Origin of the sequence: Streptomyces sp. NBC_00377, from assembly GCF_036075115.1 — a bacterium.
Lineage (GTDB): Bacteria > Actinomycetota > Actinomycetes > Streptomycetales > Streptomycetaceae > Streptomyces.
In genome coordinates, this window is sequence record NZ_CP107958.1 from 7999092 (window position 1) to 8017240 (window position 18149).

The window sequence follows — 18149 nt, forward strand, 5'->3', positions numbered from 1 at the left end:
AATCAGGCGCGCAGCATCCGGTCGGGGTGTGTCCCGGGTCCTCCTCCGTGACGGAGACAACCGGCGTGGTCTGGCCGCGCTCGCCGCTGCGCCCGGGCCACGTCACGCCGTGGCCGATCGTCATTGCCGGGGCGTTGTTTCCAGTGACTGCCGCCGGGCGACTGGAGGGTCTCGGCCTGTGCTGGTTCGCGCTTGGTTGGCGACGGGGCGACTGGGGGCCTGTCTCCCGGTGTTGCCGGCGGTTCGGGTGCTGCTTACGGATACCAGGGGGCGCTGCGGTCGTGAGCCGGTGGCTCGTGGGGTCGTGTCCCTCGGCGCTATTCGGTCCGCGACTGGTCCGGGGAATCCCCCTTGGATGTCGGACAGTGACTCGAAAAACCCGATTGATCGCATTGGGTGCCTGCGATGTCGGGTTGCCTGGTGGAGCGCAACGATGCCCCAGGCAACCCGACTTCAGGCTCTAGAAGAACCCAAGTTTCTTCGGGCTGTAGGAGACAAGAAGATTCTTCGTCTGCTGGTAGTGCTCCAGCATCATCTTGTGCGTCTCGCGACCGATGCCCGACTGTTTGTAACCGCCGAAGGCGGCGTGCGCCGGGTACGCGTGGTAGCAGTTCGTCCAGACGCGACCCGCCTGGATCGCGCGGCCCGCGCGGTACGCGGTGTTGATGTCCCGCGTCCACACCCCGGCGCCGAGGCCGTACGACGTATCGTTGGCGATCTTGATGGCGTCGTCGAAGTCGTCGAAGGAGGCGACCGACACGACCGGACCGAAGATCTCCTCCTGGAAGATCCGCATACGGTTGTCACCCTCGAAGATCGTCGGCTGGACGTAGTAGCCGCCCTTCAAGTCGCCGTCGTACTGCGCTCGTTCACCGCCGGTGAGGATCTTGGCGCCCTCCTTCCGGCCGATGTCGATGTAGGAGAGGATCTTCGCGAGCTGGTCGCCGGACGCCTGTGCGCCGATCATCGTGTCCGTGTCGAGGGGGTGGCCCGGCTTGATGAGTTCGGTGCGGGCCACGGCCGCCTGGAGGAACTCGCCGTAGTTGCCGCGCTGGATCAGCCCGCGCGACGGGCAGGTGCAGACCTCCCCCTGGTTCAGCGCGAACATGGTGAACCCCTCGAGGGCCTTGTCGCGCAGCTCGTCGTCCTTCTCCCACACGTCGTCGAAGAAGATGTTCGGCGACTTGCCGCCCAGCTCCAGGGTGACCGGCTTCAGGTGTTGCGCGGCGTACTGCATGATGAGCCGGCCTGTGGACGTCTCACCCGTGAAGGCGACCTTCGCCACCCGGGGACTGGAGGCGAGCGGCTTGCCCGCTTCCGGGCCGAAGCCGTTGACGATGTTCACCACGCCCGGCGGCAGCAGGTCGCCCACCAGGCTCATCCAGTAGTGCAGGGAGACCGGGGTCTGTTCCGCAGGCTTGATCACCACCGTGTTGCCCGCGGCGAGGGCCGGCGCGAGCTTCCAGGTGGCCATCAGGATGGGGAAGTTCCACGGGATGATCTGCGCGACGACGCCGAGCGGCTCGTGGAAGTGGTAGGCCACCGTGTCGTCGTCGACCTGGCTGAGCGAGCCCTCCTGCGCCCGGACCGCACCGGCGAAGTAGCGGAAGTGGTCGATGGCCAGCGGGATGTCCGCCGCCAGCGTCTCGCGGACCGGCTTGCCGTTCTCCCAGCTCTCGGCGACCGCCAGAGGCTCCAGGTGCGCCTCCATACGGTCGGCGATCTTCAGCAGGATGTCGGAACGCTCGGTCGCCGAGGTGCGGCCCCAGCCCGGCGCGGCCGCGTGGGCCGCGTCGAGCGCCCGCTCCACGTCCTCGGCCGTGCCGCGGGCCACCTCCGTGAAGGTCTCCCCGTTGACCGGAGACGGGTTGTCGAAGTACTGCCCCCGGGCCGGAGGCACGTACTCGCCGCCGATGTAGTGGTCGTAACGGGCCTGGTAGGAGACGATCGCGCCCTCGGTGCCGGGCGCCGCGTAACGGGTCATCCTGCTCTGCCTCCCTCAGCAGCGCTGCCCGCCGTTGGGCAGCTCTGCGCCGGAGGTTAGGGAAGCGGACGTTGCATCCACGTTGCGGCCCCGGCCATTGCGGCCCCGGCCATTGCGGGCCCGGCCCCTGCGACCCACCAATGCGGCCCCGGCCCCTGCGACTCCGACCAATGCGATCCCGGCCCCTGCGACTCCGACCACGACACCTCGATCGGCCCCCCACCCGCGATCACGCCCCACCGAGGAACACTCACGCCCGGGTTACGGGCGCGACGCCCGAGGGCCGGTGCTCCGCGCGGGGGAGAGCGGCACCCGGCTGCCGGTGTTCCGCTCGGGTACGGGTGCGGCGCACGGCCGTCGACGCCCGGCACGGGTTCGCGGTGCGGTGCCCGGCCGTCGGTCTTCCGTTCCCCTACGGGCGCGCCGCCCCGACTGGGCTGCCGAGCTTCTACTCCGGCGGCCACCCCTTCGGCGCTCCCAGTTCCGACTGGAGCGAGGCGAGGCGGGCGCGTATCGCGGCCGTCGGGCGGGCCGACGCCAGTGCTCGCCACACCGTGAGGTCGTCCTCGCCCCACGGCGCGTGCGCCCAGTCGGCCAGCAGGTCGGGGTCGCCGCGGGCGATCAACGCGGCGCGCAGTCCGTCGGCGAGACGGCGTCTCAGCCGCACCACCGCCGGGGCCTGGGACGACGGCAGCGGCGGCCCGGTGTACGCGGCCAGCGCCGCCGTGACCGCGCCGGCCGCCAGTCTTCGTTCGACGACGGCCAGGTCCGACTCGACCGGAGCGGTGAGCCGGTAGGGACGCGACGCCAGCAGCCCGGGGCCGAGCACCCCGCGCAGCCGGGCGAGTTCGGCCCGCAAGGTCACCGGGGGCACCGACTCGTCCTCGTACAGGGCACACAGCAGCTCATCGCCCGTCAGGCCCTCGGGGCGGCGGGACAGCAGCACGAGGATCTCGCTGTGCCGACGACTCAGCCTCAGGTCACGCCCCCCGCTGACCAGACGGATTTCGTCCCGGCCCAGCACGGTCAGCCGCGGGATGCCGGAGACGGGCCCCGCCGGGGCGAGGAGCGCGAGGTGAGCCTCCGCGGCCCGCGCGACCGCCTGCACGAAGCCCAGGCTGTGCGGATGCGCCAGGCCGTTCCCGCCTGTGATGTCCACGGCGCCCAGCACCTTCCCGGTCCGCGGGTCGTGCACCGGGGCGGCCGCGCACGTCCAGGGCTGCACCCGCCGGATGAAGTGCTCGGCCGCGAACACCTGTACCGGCCGGTCCAGGGCGACCGCCGTGCCCGGCGCGTTCGTCCCGACCGCGTTCTCCGCCCACCGGGCGCCCGGCACGAAGTTCATCCGCCCCGCCTGCCGCCGCGTCGCCGCATGGCCCTCGACCCACAGCAGCCTGCCGTGCGCGTCGCACACCGCCAGCAGATGCTCCCCGTCGGCGGCGAACGTGCCCATCAGCTCGCGGAACAGCGGCATCACCCGCGCCAGCGGATGTTCCGACCGGTAGGCGCCGAGGTCACCGTCGGTCAGCTCGACACTCGCCGTGCCGTCGGGACCGACGCCCGCCCGCGCGGAACGCCGCCAGGAGTCGGCCACGACGGCGCGCACCGGACGCGGCACGGTGCCCGCCTCCGTGAACGCCTCATGCGCCCGCCGCAGGACGCGCATCCGCTCCGCCGGATCGGCGCCCGGTTCCAAGGCCACCCAGGGATCGGTCAACTCGTCCTCCCGGAAGGCGATATGGCTGGAGTGCGGTGGTACGTCCGGCGTGTGGCCGTCGTACCACCGGGGACATCGTCACTCCGTGGGCGAGGGCCGACAACCGTTCGGACGACGCCCGATGCGATCCGGCCCTCCGGTTCCGGTCCGCTGCGGTCCGGGCGCGGCCGACGACTCCCCAGCAGCGGCCCTGGTCCCCTCCGGGGCGGTATCGGTGTGATCGGTGCCCGGCACGGCCACGGCCGTTCACGTCCGTTGCGCCACCGCCGCGGGGTCGTCCAGCACGGCCCTCACCACCGAGTGCGCGGCTCCCAGCAACGGTCCCTCGGGACCCAGCCGGGAGACGGACACGGGGCGGGCGGGGCCCGCTGTACGCCGGGACAGTTCGGTCTCCAGGGACGGCAGCAGCCACGGCGCGAGCCCGGCCAGGGCGCCACCGAGCACCACGCCCTCCGGGTCCAGCAGATTCAGCGCACCGGTCAGAGCGATGCCGAGAGCCGTGCCCGCCTCGCGCAGCGCCCGCCGCACGTCGGGGTCGCCGTCCGCGGCGCGTCCCGCGAGGAGCCCGACGCGGTCCCCGCCGGGTGCCAGACCCGCAGCCCGGAGCACCGCCTCCTCGCCCGCGTACTGCTCCAGGCACCCGCGGCCGCCGCACACGCACGCGGGTCCGTCGGGGTGGACCGGCACATGGCCCAGCTCGCCCGCGAAGCCGCGGGTGCCGCGCAGCAGGCTGCCGTTCACGACCAGCGCGGCGCCGATGCCGATCTCGGCCGACACGTGCAGGAAGTCCCCGGGCGTGTCCGTGCCGAGCCAGAGTTCCGCCAGTCCGCCGAAGTTGGCCTCGTTGTCCACGGTCAGCGGCAGCTCGCCGGGCAGCAGCGCGCCGAGATCGACCTGCTGCCAGTCGAGGTTCGGCGCGCGGACGACGGTACGGGCGTCGCGGGCGACCAGGCCGGGGACGGCCACGGCGAGTCCGGCCGGCCACAGCCCCTCGCGCTCGGCCTCGGCGACCACCTGGCGCACGAGCCCGGTCAGCTCCTCGACCACGGGCCCGGGGGAGCGGCCCCGGTTCGTGCCGTGCCGCACGGCCCGCGCCCGCACCTTCCCGCGCAGGTCGACGGCGCAGGCCGCGAGGTGGTCGACGCCGATCTCGGCGCCTATGCCCGACGGGCCGTGTCCGCTCACCGCCAGCGCCGAACCGGGTCGGCCCACCCGGCCGGGCCGCTCGGGGCCCAGCTCCTCGAGCAGTCCGGTGCGTATGAGTTCGTCGACGAGGGTCGAGACCGCTGCCCGGGTCAGGCCGATGTGCGAAGCCACCGCCGCCCGCGAGAGCGGTCCCTCGTCGCTGACGGCGTGCATCACCCTGGCCAGATTGCGGCGGCGCATGCCCTGCTGGGTGTCGGGCAGCGCGCGCCCGGGGCCGGTCGGCCGGGCCTCGTGCAGCGGTGCGGTCATGCCTCCGTCGATTCGTCGGTTCGTCGGTTCGTCGATGTTCAGCGGGCGTCCGCGCGCCGTTCCAGCAGCGGAGCCGCGTCGGAGAGTACCCCGGCGATCCTGGCCAGCGTCGCCTCGTCCCGCTCGACGGCGTCGAGCACCGGGCCCCGGGTGGTGTCCCAGCGGCGGGCGACGGCGGCAGGGTCCTCGCCGGTCAGCAGGCCCGCCGCCTGTGCCGCGGCCCCCAGCGCCACGAGTTCCCTGGCCTCGGGCACCTGGACCGGGCGCCCGGACAGCCGCCGCACGGTCTCCTGCCAGGCGGTGCCCCGGGCGCCGCCGCCGATCAGCAGCAGGGGCGCCGAGCGGTCCGCGTCCTCGTCGAGGACCAGGTCGAGCGCGCCGAGCAGGGAGTGCACGGCGCCGTCGTAGGCGGCCTGGAGCAGTTGGCCGGCGGTCGTGTCGTGGCGCAGACCGTGCAGGAGGCCCGATGCGTTCGGCAGATTGGGGGTGCGTTCGCCGTCCAGGTAGGGCAGCAGGGTGAGGTCCGCGGTGGGCTCCACGGCCTCGCGGTCCAGACCCAGCAGGGCGGCGACGCGGTCGACGGCGAGCGTGCAGTTCAGGGTGCAGGCCAGGGGCAGCCAGTCGCCGTGGGCGTCGGCGAAGCCGGCCACGGTGCCGGTGGGGTCGGTGGGGCGGCGCTTGACCACCGCGTACACCGTGCCCGAGGTGCCGAGGCTCAGTACGGGTGTGCCGGGACGCAGCCCGAGACCCAGCGCCGCCGCTGCGTTGTCGCCGGTGCCGGGCGCGACCAGCGTTCCCCTGGCGAAGGGGAGGTCGTGACTGTCGCGTACGGTGCCCGCCACCTCCCCGGGCCGCACCACGCGGGGCAGCAGCGCCGGGTCGAGTCCCACGTGGGCGAGGATCTCCGCGTCGTAGGACTCGGTCGCGGACGCCCACCAGCCGGTGCCGGAGGCGTCACCGCGGTCGGTGGTGCCCTCACCCGTGAGGCGCTCGGTGAGGTAGTCGTGGGGGAGGCGCACGGCCTTCGTCGCGCGCAGGGCGTCGGGCTCGTGCTCCGCCAGCCAGGCCCACTTCGTGACCGTGAAGGAAGCGGCCGGAACGGACCCGGTGCGCTCCGCCCAGAACTTGGCGCCGCCCAGTTCCTCGGTCAGCCGTCGGGCCTGCGGGGCCGACCGCACGTCGTTCCACAGCAGCGCCGGGCGCACCGGCTCGCCGTGCCCGTCCAGGGTGACGAGCCCGTGCTGCTGTCCGCCGACCGACACCGCGGCGGCCTCCCGGGCCGCGTCACCGCACTGGTGCAGCGCCTCGCGCAGGGCGTCCCACCACTGCCGGGGGTCGCTCTCGCGGCCGGCTCCGGAGGACACCGTGTGGGGCGCCTGGCCGCTCGCGACGACCTGGCCGGTGGCCGCGTCGACGACCAGTGCCTTGGTGGACTGGGTGGACGTGTCCACGCCGACGACGAGCGGACCCTCGGCTGCTGACATCGGGTTCTCCTCAAGTTTTTCCGCGGCTCTACAGGATCTGTCTTCCCAGAGATGCGTCCGCATACTAATTTGTAAACTGCCATGACGAAATAGTCGGCGACACAGTCCTCAAGCAAGGAGCCGTGGCATGAGCTACCAGCCCACCCCCGATGACAGGTTCACCTTCGGCCTCTGGACCGTCGGCTGGCAGGGGCGGGACCCCTTCGGCGACGCCACCCGGCGTGCCCTGGACCCGGTCGAGTCGGTGCAGCGCCTGGCCGAGCTGGGCGCCTACGGCGTGACCTTCCACGACGACGACCTGATCCCCTTCGGGTCCTCGGACAGCGAGCGCGAGGAGCACATCAAGCGCTTCCGCCAGGCCCTGGACACCACCGGCATGACCGTGCCGATGGCCACCACCAACCTCTTCACGCACCCCGTCTTCAAGGACGGCGCGTTCACGGCGAACGACCGCGACGTGCGCCGCTACGCCCTGCGCAAGACGATCCGCAACATCGACCTGGCGGCCGAGCTCGGCGCGAAGATCTACGTCGCCTGGGGCGGCCGCGAGGGCGCGGAGTCCGGCGCCGCCAAGGACGTGCGGGTGGCTCTCGACCGGATGAAGGAGGCCTTCGACCTCCTCGGCGCGTACGTGACCTCCCAGGGCTACGACCTGAAGTTCGCCATCGAGCCCAAGCCGAACGAGCCGCGCGGCGACATCCTGCTCCCCACCGTCGGCCACGCCCTGGCCTTCATCGAGCGCCTGGAGCGGCCCGAGCTGTACGGCGTCAACCCCGAGGTCGGCCACGAGCAGATGGCCGGGCTCAACTTCCCGCACGGCATCGCCCAGGCGCTGTGGGCGGGCAAGCTGTTCCACATCGACCTCAACGGTCAGTCCGGCATCAAGTACGACCAGGACCTGCGCTTCGGCGCCGGCGACCTGCGCTCGGCGTTCTGGCTGGTCGACCTGCTGGAGAGCGCCGGTTACGCGGGCCCGAAGCACTTCGACTTCAAGCCGCCGCGCACCGAGGACCTCGACGGTGTCTGGGCCTCCGCCGCGGGCTGCATGCGCAACTACCTGATCCTCAAGGAGCGCGCGGCAGCGTTCCGGGGCGACCCGGAGGTCCAGGAGGCACTGCGCGCCTCCCGCCTGGACGAGCTCGCCCAGGCCACCGCCGCCGACGGTCTGGAGGGCCTGCTCGCCGACCGCACCGCCTTCGAGGACTTCGACCCCGAGGTGGCCGCCGCCCGCGGCATGGCCTTCGAGCACCTCGACCAGCTCGCCATGGACCACCTCCTGGGCGCCCGGGGCTGAACGCACGCGCACGCGTGTGTGCCCGGGCGAGGGTGCACACACGCGTGCCGTCGAACCGCCGGAAGAACTCCGCTCGTCCCGGCGTGCAATGCACCGGAATCATGCGGTCCATGGCATGAGTCGGTATCAACTTGCGCGCGGGGCTCGCGCCCTGGGCTGATCGCCGCGACGCTGGACGCCATGGCCATGCCGCCCGTACCGCCCCAGCCGCCCGGACCTCCGGGGGGCCCGCCGCCTCCGGGCGGTTCCGGACCGCCCCACTCCGGCTTCGGACCCTACGACGGGACGGGCGGAGGCGGTTGGTCGTCCCCTCCGCCGTCCCGGCCGCCGGGCGGCTCCGGAAGGCGTAGGAACCCCCTTCTCGTCGTCCTCGTACTGCTTGTCGCCGCCGGAGCCGTCCTCGTCGTCGTGCTGATGGCCTCTGGAGGCGGGGACTCCTCGGACGACGAGCCGAACCCGGGCAGCAGCACCGGCGGCTCCACTTCCTCTCCGTCCTTCAGCCTTCCGAGCAACTTGCCCAGCGGCCTTCCCACCGGCCTTCCCAGTGGCCTTCCGAGCGGTCTTCCGAGCGAGCTGCCGTCGCAGTTCCCCACCGGGCTGCCGTCCGGGCTGCCGAGTGAACTGCCGAGTGATCTCGGGTCGCTGATGCCGTCCCTGGGGGAGCTGGTCCACTGACCGCCGTGCGCGCGTGGGCACCGCACCACGCCACGCGCGTGTGGACACCCCGCATCGCCACGCGTGTGCGGCCCACGAGCCCACTGTCACGGGCTCCGCGGCAGCCGCACATACGTGACCGTCGTCTCGGCGCGCAGGGCCGGCCAGCCGGCCCTGCGCGCCGAACGCCCCGGAACCGTCCGTCATCCCGAGGTCGTCGGCGGCGGCGAGGGCCGCCCGCGCGGCCGACACCCCGGACACCCCCGACACCCCTACGCACGGAGAAGGAACGCTCCTAGGGGAGCGCTTCCTCGCCTTCCGTCCCGGCCGTGATCAAGGCTGTCGCCGGGTCGTGGGCGGCTTCCCCGGCCGGCATCCAGCGGCCCGCCTCCTCGCGGTACGGCCACCATCTGCCGTCCCGCCCCAACCGCAGTTCGCAGGCCGTGCCGACGACCGTCCACCGGTTCCTCCGGGCCCGCAACTCCGGCCGCTCGTCCTCCTCCCAGGCGGAGTCCAGCGCGGCACGCGCGCGTGCGAGCGTCTCGCCGTCCACGGTCCACTCCTCCTCGAGCACGGACAGAGCGTCCGCCCCTCCGTACCGCCACGCCCGGACGGCGGCGGCCATCTCCTCCCGGTCGCGGCCCGTTCCACGGGCGAGCCGGTCCGCCACGCCCTCTGCGGTCCGATCCGCCGCCCCGGCTGCGTCGAGTACCCCTTCCGCCAGCCGCACGGCGTCCTGGCCCAGCGGCCACGGGGCTGTCGGCGTACGCGGCCCCGCGCCCTCATGGAGCGCCTCCGCGAGCAGCAGACGGGCGGCGGCGGCCGTCCGGGCGGCCAGGATCGCCAGTGCCGCCGGGTCGACTCCGGCCGGGGGCGGGGCATCCGTGTCCAGCGAGGGCGGAACGCCCGGTTCCCCCGGGAGCCCGGGCGCCGCGGGCAGCGGAGGCAGGATGCCCCCGGCCGCGTACGCCTCCGCCGCGTCCACCCCCTCGCTCCGGCGGAGCGCCGCTTCGGACGGAGCCGCGCCGCCGCGCGCCTGGAGATCGTCCAGCAGACTCTGCTCGGCGCGCCCCCGGAGCAGAAGGAGGACGAAGGGATCCTGGTCGAGCAGCCGTGCCACCTGGTAGCAGACCGCCGCCGTATGACCGCAGTGGTCCCAGGCGTCGCAGTCGCACTTCGCCTCCAGTTCGCCGAGCGCAGGCAGCAGGTCGATGCCGGCCGAACCGGCGTCCTCGACCAGATGCGGCGGCATCTCGCGGTCGAGCAGCGCGGCGACGTGTCCCGCCCGCTCCACCGCGAGATCCAGGAGGCGCTCCCACTGGGTGTCCGAGAGCCGGTCGAGCAGCACATCGGCCCGGTGCTGGGTGCGATCGGGGTCCCGGACGAGGGCAGTGACGCGCCCCGGCCGTACCGACACCGCGCCGACGGCTCCCGCGCGCGCGAGACGACGGCCCGCTTTCACCTGCGCCCCGTCCAGGGCGCCGTCCTCGAGCGCGGCCAGCCACGCCCGTCCCCACCATGTCTGCGCGAACGCCCTCCCCGGCGCGGGAGGCAACGCGGCGAAGGTCCGTTCCTCGCTGCTGTCGTCGTGCCGGTTCATCGTGTGTCCTCCCGCAGTCGCACCAGATCGGCCAGCTCCGCGTCCGTGAGCTCGGTGAGCGCCGCCTCACCGGCTCCGAGAACGGCGTCGGCGAGATCCTGTTTCCGGCGCAGCATCTCGGCGATGCGGTCCTCGACGGTGCCCTCGGCGATCAGCCGGTGCACCTGCACGGGCCGGGTCTGGCCGATGCGGTACGCCCGGTCGGTGGCCTGTGCCTCCACGGCCGGGTTCCACCAGCGGTCGTAGTGCACGACGTGCTCCGCGCGCGTGAGGTTGAGGCCCGTGCCGGCCGCCCTCAGCGAGAGCAGGAACACCGGGACCTCACCGTCCTGGAACCGCCGGACCATGGCCTCACGCTCGGCGACGGGGACGCCACCGTGCAGAAACTGGGTGGGTACACCGCGCAAGGCCAGGTGTTGTTCGAGGAGCCGCGCCAAGCGCACGTACTGCGTGAAGACCAGCACGCCGGCCCCCTCCGAGAGAAGAGTGCCGAGCAGTTCGTCCAGGAGTTCCAGTTTCCCGGAGCGTCCGGCGGTCCTCGGCCGATCCTCCTTCAGGTACTGGGCCGGGTGGTTGCAGATCTGTTTGAGGCCGGTCAGCAGCTTCACGATCAGCCCGCGCCGGGCCATGTCGTCGGCTTCGGCGATCGCCGCGAGCGTCTCGCGCACCACGGCCTCGTACAGGCCCCTCTGCTCCGTCGTGAGCGCCACGGGCCGATCGGTCTCGGTCTTCGGCGGGAGCTCTGGGGCGATCCCCGGGTCCGACTTGCGGCGGCGCAGCAGGAACGGCCCCACGAGCCGGCCGAGCCGCTCCGCCGCGGCCGGGTCGGCGCCGTTCTCCACCGCTCGTGCGTACCGCGTGCGGAACGTCCCGAGCCGGCCCAGCAGGCCGGGCGTCGTCCAGTCCAGGATCGCCCACAGTTCCGACAGGTTGTTCTCCACCGGGGTGCCGGTGAGCGCCACACGCGCGCGTGCGCCGATGGTCCGAAGGGCCCGCGCGGTCGCCGAGTACGGGTTCTTGACGTGTTGCGCCTCGTCCGCCACGACCAGGCCCCACGCCACCTCGCCGAGCCGCCCCGCGTCCGACCGCAGCGTGCCGTAGGTCGTGAGTACGACCTCCCCGTCGGCGAGGGCCTCCAGATCACGTCGTGGCCCGTGGAAGCGGCGCACCGGCGTGTCCGGCGCGAACCGCTCGATCTCCCGCTGCCAGTTGCCCATCAGGGACGTCGGACAGACCACGAGCGTCGGACCGGCCGCCGTGGCGTCCGTCTGCCGGTGCAGGTGCAGGGCGATCAGAGTGACGGTCTTGCCCAGCCCCATGTCGTCCGCCAGGCAGCACCCCAGTCCCAGAGCCGTGGTCCGGGCCAACCAGTCCAGGCCGCGCCGCTGGTAGTCGCGCAGCGTGGCCCGGAGGGCCGCGGGCTGCTCCACCAGCTCCTGGGCCTCGGGCCGCGTCAGCCGTTCCCGCAGGGCCGCCAGCCACCCGGTGGGCCGCACATCGACTCTGCGTCCGTCCACCTCCGTCGAGCCCGTCAGAGCCGCGCCCAGGGCGTCCAGGGGTGTCATCCTGCGGTCCTGCTGGGCCCGCGCGCGACGCAGTTCCCGAGGATCGAGCAGGACCCACTGGTCACGCAGCCGCACCAGGGGCCGGTCGGCCTCGGCCAGCCGGTCGAGTTCCTCGCGCGTCAGCTGCTGGTCGCCGAGCCCGAACCACCAGGTGAACGTCAGGAGCGAGTCCGCGGACAGGAACGAGGGCGTGTCCGCGGCGAGCCGGTCGGGCCCCGTTCCCTCCTCGTGCGGTCCCACGACCGCACGAGCGGTCAGTGTGCGGGCCAGTGCCCGCGGCCAGTGCACCTCGATCCCCGCGCCGGCCAGGGCCAGGGAACCCTCGTCCAGGAGCTCGGTGACCTCCTCGTCGACGAGTTCGACGGCGTCCGGGACGGTGGCCGAGAGCAGGGGTGTCAGCGCGGGCCAGGCACGGGCCGCACGGCGCAGGGCGAGCAGGGCGTCCATCCGCGCGCGGGGGCCGAACGCCTCGTGCGTGACACCCGACTCCGTCCAGATCTCGGCGGCGTCCACGACGAGCGCGGGATCGCTCACGCTGTGCACCTGCGGCACGGCCCTGAACCGGGGCGCCGCCCCGTGGCCCGCTGCCGGCACGGCGCTCTGGACGCCACCGGCCCCGCGCGCGTTCGAGCCGGGTTCCGTGACCCCGCGCGCGTCCGTCACGGCCCCGGCCGCCCGCAGGGCAACTGCCGTGGCTACAGCCGCACCGGATGCAGCCGCCCCGGTCCCGCCGGCGCCGGACGGATCCGTCGCCGGCCGGCCCGCCCGGCGGTCGTCCATCCCCGGCGTGTCCAACCCCGAGACCTCGATCCGCAGGGAGATGCGCACGCCTGCGTCATGGCCCGCGGCGACATCGCCGGCCCACGCGCGCAGCTCCGGCGCATACCGGGGCTGCCGGGCCGCGTAGGCCGGTCCTGCGGTCAGGAGCGGCGCCGCGGGGCTGCGGGGCAGCGCGTCCGCGACGGCGTCCAGGAAGGCCCGCAGCAGGCGCTCGGGTTCGGGAAGGCGCAGCGGCCGGGTTTCGTCCACCGGCACCGCGTGAGCCTCGGGCGGCATCGAGGCGGCCAGCCGACGCACCTGCTCGGCGTCCTCCGGGTTCAGGGGGCCGATGCGCCAGGCGTCGTGGCCCTGCGGCGACAGTCCGGGCAGCAGCAGCCCGCGCGCCACGCAGTGCAGGGCGAGCAGCGCGGCCGCTCCCCAGAAGGCGGCGGCCCGATGGCCGTCCGGCCCGACCCGCGCGCGTGCGAGGGCGGTCAGTGCCTCGTCCACCGGCAGCAGTACGGCGGGCACGCGCGCGAGGGTCACCCCGGCGCCGACGGGCCGCACGACGGACAGTTCCTCCGCCACCCGCGACGGGACGGCGGGCAGCACACCCTCGTCGGGCCGCCAGAAGGCGACGCGTCCGGTGCGGGCCGGGGTGCCGGGCAGGAAGACGGCGGAACAACGAGCCAGTTCAGAGATCTCGGACGGTGTTTCCCAGGGAATCCGCTGCGCGGTGATGAGTGCTCCTCAAACTTGACTACTGGAGGCGGGGTCGCCGAGGGTACAACACTTCGCAGGCGAAGGCGCAACGATTCCGGCTTCGTCCTCGGCCCGCCTGCGTGCCGCAGGTGTGGTCGGGGATGTCTCGGGGATGAAGCTCAGGGACGTCTCGGGGGTCGATTCCGGAACCGCGGGCGGCGCGGAGCCGTTTTCATGGCAGAGAGCGGCAGTTGCCGCGAAGGAGGCGACGCACATGTCGAAGAACGCGAAGATCGCCGCGGGGGGCGTGGCGGTCGGGCTGCTGTTGCTGATCTGGTTGCCCTGGTGGGCGGCCCTGCTGATCGTGCTGGGGGTTCCGGCGGCGGCCTACCTGACGCTCGACCCCTCCCAGCGGCGCAGACTGCGCCGCGCCACGCGCAAGGAACTGGGCCGGTGAGTGGCGGGGGCCGCGCCGCGGTCCCCGCCGTCCCGCACCTGCCGCTCGGGCCGCCGACGCCCCCCGGGCCCTGGCGGCTGGTGCCCGTACCGCCTCACAGGGGTCGGACGGCCATCTTGTCGAGCGCCTCCAGCAGTCCGGGCAGTTCGGGTCCGCGGCCGACCGGCAGCACCTCGCCGGGCTCGTCGTCGAGCAGGACGAACGCGATGTCGTCGGTCCTGGCGACCAGTGACCAGCCGGGACCGTCGGCCCGCAGGGTACGGGCGTCACCCGGCGCGAACGACGAACGCACACGGCCGAGCGGAGGCGGGGCCTCCACATAGGCGCGCACCTCGGCCAGGACACGTCGGACACCCCGGTGGCCCTTGGTCGCGTCCTGCCCCGTCCCGCTCGCCGGGCCGGCGTCGCCGGACCCGCCCGATTCGCCGTCCCGGGCCTCCTGACCGGGGCCGGGGTCCGCCGCGCCGCCGTCCTGCGGACGAGCGAAATCCGCGTCGTCGATCTGCTCACGCCACAGGGCCCACTGGAGCGCGATCTCGTCCGCCCCGAGCCGTCGCTGGGCCGGACCCCACCTGGTCGTGTCCGGAGGCGACAGCGCAGGACCGTCCGCGACCTCGGGGGCGGGATCGTGCGGCGCGGGCACACCGGGAGCCGCGACGGCGACCGCCAGCGGCCAGCCGGGCAGGGCGGCGACGACCGTCCGCTCACCGGGCGACAGGTCGTACTCCATGCCGCAGTCCCACGACGCGATGGCCACGGCCACCAGCGACACGTCGTCGATGACGACGGTCCACCGCGCGCCCTCGCCGTCCTGGCCCAGCACCAGTCCGTACCCGTCGGCGAGCGGCGGGAGGCCGAGCGCCGCACAGGCCTCCGGATAGTCGTCGCCCAGCGCGCTCGGGAACTTCGCCGGCGTCAGCAGCACCGCCGTGAGCACATAGAGCGCGTCGTCCGCGGCGGCGACGGCGTCCTCGTCCGTCCCGGCCATCCCAGCCTCCCCATAGGTTTGTCCAACGGCGCGCACCCTAGTGCGGCAGGAAGGCCCTTGTCACGACTCCCCGACTACCCGGAGCTGCGGTTTTCCGGTCGGACGGGGCGAATCGACCACCTCCGGCCGTTGCGTGCGTCACGCCGAGGGCAGTCCGAGGAGCTCACGCGCCACGGCCCGCGGCGATGCGTCGCGCTCTCGCGCGAGCGCGATGACCGCGCGACAGGCCAGTTCGTTGACCCCGAAGGACAGCGCCTCCGGCGAGACCCAGCCCGCCGCCTCGTCGATGCCCTCCTGATCGTCCTCCGCACACGCCGAGACGTACGCGGCGGCCGCCTCGAACAGATTGTGCGGCCTCTTCCGATTGCCGCGCGTCTTGCTCCCCGCACCCTCCTCGCCGCTCGGACGCGACCGCGCGCCCATCGCGTCGCGGAATCTGCCGTAGGTGTTGCGAACCCTGCCGAACATGCCGACCGCCTCCCTTGTGTGCCTGCCCGACCGATCGCTCATCTCCTTGTGTTCAACCTAGAGTTGGAGATCCGGCGGCAGAAGGGGGACGGCGCAGTGAAGCGCTTCGACCGGCTCGGGCAGATCCGACGGATGGACCCGTACGAGGACGCGTCCGAGATCTACCGGCTCACCGCCGCGTACGAGTTCCCCTGGGACTTCGCTCGCGCCCTTGAGCTGGCCCTGTATCGCACGTACGCCGTGCCGAGCATCGGGCGTCTGCTCGCCGAGACGGCGGAACTCACCGACCGCACCCAGAAGCGCTACGACGACACCGCCCTGCTGCTCGACGCCGTCGTCGAGCACGGCTTCGACAGCGAGCAGGGCCGGACGGCTGTGCGGCGCATCAACCGGATGCACCGCTCCTACGACATCGGCGACGACGACATGCGCTACGTGCTCTGCACCTTCGTCGTGATGCCGAAGCGATGGATCGACGCCTACGGATGGCGCCGGCTCTCACGCCACGAGATCGTCGCGTGCACCGTGTACTACCGCACGCTCGGGCAGCGGATGGGCATCAAGGACATCCCCGGGACGTACGAGGAGTTCGAAGCCTGTCTCGACGCCTACGAGGCGGCGCACTTCGCCTGGGACGAGGGAGCGCGGCGCGTCTCGGACGCCACACTCGCCATGATGGCCTCCTGGTATCCCAGGCCGCTGGCACCCGTGCTGCGCGCCACCACACTCGCCCTGCTCGACGAACCGCTCCTGCGGGCGTTTCGCTACACCCCCGCGGGCCCCGTGGCCCGCGCGGTGGTGCGTGGGGCGGTACGCGCGCGTGGTCGTGCCGTCCGGCTGCTGCCGCCGCGCCGCGCGCCCCACTACGCGCGGCAGAACCGGGAGATCAAGGGCTACCCGAACGGCTACCGCCTGGGCGAGCTGGGGACCTGCCCGGTCCCCGGCGTCCGCGGCTGCCCCGTCCGTCCCGCTGGCGGATCAACCGTCGAGTGAGGTGAGCGTGTCGCGCAGCCAGGCGAGTTCGGCCCGGGACGTGGCCCGCGCGACGGTCAGGACACCGCGCCGGAACGGGTCGTCCAGTTCCTCCGCGGCCAACGGCCGCTCGCCGTCGTAGAAGAAGCTCGCCGGCTCCTCCAGGAAGGCCAGCCGGCGGCGCAGTACCACGACCTGGGCGGCGGCGTCGTCGAGGTGCCGGAGGAAGGCGAGCACCGTGAACCACCGGTTCTCGTCGGTGATGTCCTGGGGGGCGGGTTCGGCGAGCCGCCGGCGCAGTTCGCTTCCGCCCTCCTCGGTGAGGCTGAGGACATGTCGCGGAGCGGCCACGGCGCCCGGTTCGGTGGCACGCACCAGGAAGCCCGCTCTCTCCAGCCGCTTGATCGTCGGGTACAGGGTGCTCTCGGCGACCGGCCGTACGTGTCCCGTGAGTGCCGCGATGCGTTTGCGCAGCTCGTAGCCGTGCAGTGGGGCGTCGTACAGAAAGCCGAGGATGGCGAGCTCCAGCATGTCCGCATTCTGCCCCAGGACGGTGGTACATCGGCTCAGCAATATCCCGGAACTCGAAATACATCTGGAAGAGGATATGACGTTGACGAGATACATCGGATGCGAGGTATCTTGTCGGCGGTGGAATCGACGGCGCGACGAGATGAGGGGGCACGGTGCAGCAGACGGAGTTCGACGGTGTCGGCAGTCAGATCCGGTGGACCGAGTCACCGGGGGCGCGGCCCGCCCGGGTGTACGTGCACGGACTGGGCGCGGCTTCGGCGGTCTACCACGCGCACGTGGCCGCCCGTCCCGAACTCGCAGGCCGGCGCAGCCTCTTCGTCGACCTGCCCGGACATGGCGTCAGTGACCGTCCCGCGGACTTCGGCTACACCCTCGACGAGCACGCCGACGCCCTGGCGGCGGCGCTGGACGCGGCAGGGGTGACGGGCGCCGAACTGGTGGGCCACAGCATGGGCGGCTCCGTGTCGGTCGTTCTCGCCCACCGCCGGCCCGACCTGGTCGGGCGGCTCGTGCTCACGGAGGCGAATCTGGACGCCTTCCCGCCGCCCTCCGCCGGGAGCAGCGGTATCGCCTCGTACACCGAGGAGGAGTTCGTCGACGGCGGGTACGCGCGCGTGCTGGGCGAGGTCGGGCCGGTGTGGGCCGCGACCATGCGGCTGGCCGACCCGCGGGCCCTGCACCGCAGCGCGGTGGGACTCAGGCGTGGGTCCGACCCCGTCATGCGAGAGATCCTGACCGGCCTCGACGCGGTGGACCGCGTCTACCTTCAGGGCCGGCTGACCGGCGAGCTCGGCGGAGCGGACGCCCTGGAGGCGGCGGGCGTGCGCGTGGTGACGGTTCCGGGCGCCGGCCACAACGTCATGTTCGACAACCCCGACGCCTTCGTGCGGGCCGTCGCCGGAGAGGTGTGAGCCGTCAGATCTCGCGGACGGCCAGGGCCAGGAAGCGGGCGTCCTCGTCGGTGTAGGACGTCATGCGCCAGCCGGAACCGGCCAGCAGGGGACGGAGATTGGGTTCGGCGCGCAGGTCCTGTGGCGTGAGCCGGCGTCCCTGCCGGGCCGCGAGCGCCGCCCGGCCGATCGGGTGGAACAGTGCCAGCGTGCCGCCGGGGCGCACCACCCGTGCCAGTTCCCGCAGGTTGTCCTGCGGCCGGGGCAGGTGGGCGAGGAGGCCCGCCCCGAACACGGCGTCCAGCGAGGCGGAGCGAAGGGGGAGCGCGGTCACGTCGGTGAGCATCAGCAGGGCCGCGCGGTCGCGTCCGGCCCGTCCGGCGGCCGCCAGCATGGCCGGGGTGAGATCGGCGCCGACGACCACTCCCGAGGGCCCCACGGCCGCCCGCAGCGGCGTCAGCGCCCGTCCGGTGCCGCACCCCGCGTCCAGCACCCGGTCACCCTCGCGCAGACCGAGTCGGCCGACCGCGGCGGCGTAGGCGGGACCGTCGTCGGGAAAGCGGCTGTCCCAGTCCGCGGCTCGGGCGCCGAAGAACTCCTGAACGTGCGTGTGGTCGTCGCTCATG

General features: G+C 73.2%; 14 protein-coding genes. 4 read left to right on the plus strand and 10 right to left on the minus strand.

The window, feature by feature from the left end:
• Window positions 1–460 precede the first annotated feature (460 nt).
• From exaC to xylB, 4 genes are all read right to left on the minus strand, one after another.
• Entirely contained in the window at window positions 461–1984 is a 1524-nt protein-coding gene (gene exaC, locus OHS71_RS35595) for an acetaldehyde dehydrogenase ExaC (RefSeq protein ID WP_328483420.1), read from the minus strand.
• Between the two features lie 448 nt (window positions 1985–2432).
• Complete coding sequence (locus OHS71_RS35600) at window positions 2433–3701, minus strand: GAF domain-containing protein (protein ID WP_328483421.1); 1269 nt, start codon at window positions 3699–3701, stop codon at window positions 2433–2435.
• Window positions 3702–3947: 246 nt separating this feature from the next.
• The gene (locus tag OHS71_RS35605) at window positions 3948–5156 is read right to left on the minus strand and encodes an ROK family transcriptional regulator (protein WP_328483422.1); all 1209 of its coding nucleotides are present in this window, start codon (window positions 5154–5156) and stop codon (window positions 3948–3950) included.
• 38 nt (window positions 5157–5194) lie between these two features.
• Complete coding sequence (xylB, locus tag OHS71_RS35610) at window positions 5195–6640, minus strand: xylulokinase (RefSeq protein WP_328483423.1); 1446 nt, start codon at window positions 6638–6640, stop codon at window positions 5195–5197.
• 127 nt (window positions 6641–6767) lie between these two features.
• Between xylB and xylA the strand changes: the two genes are divergently transcribed.
• Window positions 6768–7934, plus strand: a complete 1167-nt coding sequence (xylA, locus tag OHS71_RS35615) for a xylose isomerase (protein ID WP_328483424.1) — start codon at window positions 6768–6770, stop codon at window positions 7932–7934.
• A 949-nt stretch (window positions 7935–8883) separates the two neighbouring features.
• Here xylA and OHS71_RS35620 read toward each other — a convergent pair.
• Window positions 8884–10188, minus strand: coding sequence for an SWF or SNF family helicase (locus OHS71_RS35620; protein ID WP_328483425.1), 1305 nt, complete (start codon window positions 10186–10188; stop codon window positions 8884–8886).
• Window positions 10185–13205: a DEAD/DEAH box helicase gene (locus OHS71_RS35625; RefSeq protein WP_443047182.1), complete on the minus strand. Its 3021-nt coding sequence runs from the start codon at window positions 13203–13205 to the stop codon at window positions 10185–10187. Before OHS71_RS35625 ends, OHS71_RS35620 begins: the two co-directional genes overlap by 4 nt.
• A gap of 283 nt (window positions 13206–13488) precedes the next feature.
• Here OHS71_RS35625 and OHS71_RS35630 point away from each other — a divergent pair, with 283 nt between their 5' ends.
• Window positions 13489–13671, plus strand: a complete 183-nt coding sequence (locus OHS71_RS35630) for a hypothetical protein (protein ID WP_020125819.1) — start codon at window positions 13489–13491, stop codon at window positions 13669–13671.
• Window positions 13672–13765: 94 nt separating this feature from the next.
• On the opposite strand, the gene OHS71_RS35635 is transcribed toward OHS71_RS35630, so the two are convergent.
• Window positions 13766–14659, minus strand: coding sequence for a hypothetical protein (locus OHS71_RS35635; protein ID WP_328483426.1), 894 nt, complete (start codon window positions 14657–14659; stop codon window positions 13766–13768).
• 138 nt (window positions 14660–14797) lie between these two features.
• Window positions 14798–15127 carry a hypothetical protein gene (locus OHS71_RS35640; RefSeq protein ID WP_328483427.1) on the minus strand — a complete coding sequence of 110 codons (330 nt, stop codon included), beginning with the start codon at window positions 15125–15127 and terminating at the stop codon, window positions 14798–14800.
• 96 nt (window positions 15128–15223) lie between these two features.
• Here OHS71_RS35640 and OHS71_RS35645 point away from each other — a divergent pair, with 96 nt between their 5' ends.
• A complete protein-coding gene (locus tag OHS71_RS35645; protein WP_328483428.1) occupies window positions 15224–16120 on the plus strand; it encodes an oxygenase MpaB family protein in 897 nt (298 codons plus the stop codon).
• Here OHS71_RS35645 and OHS71_RS35650 read toward each other — a convergent pair.
• Window positions 16106–16630: a PadR family transcriptional regulator gene (locus OHS71_RS35650; RefSeq protein ID WP_328483429.1), complete on the minus strand. Its 525-nt coding sequence runs from the start codon at window positions 16628–16630 to the stop codon at window positions 16106–16108. The genes OHS71_RS35645 and OHS71_RS35650 overlap by 15 nt on opposite strands.
• A gap of 155 nt (window positions 16631–16785) precedes the next feature.
• Here OHS71_RS35650 and OHS71_RS35655 point away from each other — a divergent pair, with 155 nt between their 5' ends.
• On the plus strand, window positions 16786–17544 hold the full coding sequence (locus tag OHS71_RS35655; protein ID WP_328483430.1) for an alpha/beta fold hydrolase: 759 nt from the start codon (window positions 16786–16788) through the stop codon (window positions 17542–17544).
• Window positions 17545–17548: 4 nt separating this feature from the next.
• Here OHS71_RS35655 and OHS71_RS35660 read toward each other — a convergent pair whose 3' ends face one another.
• Entirely contained in the window at window positions 17549–18148 is a 600-nt protein-coding gene (locus OHS71_RS35660; RefSeq protein WP_328483431.1) for a class I SAM-dependent methyltransferase, read from the minus strand.
• Between the last annotated feature and the right edge of the window lies 1 nt (window position 18149).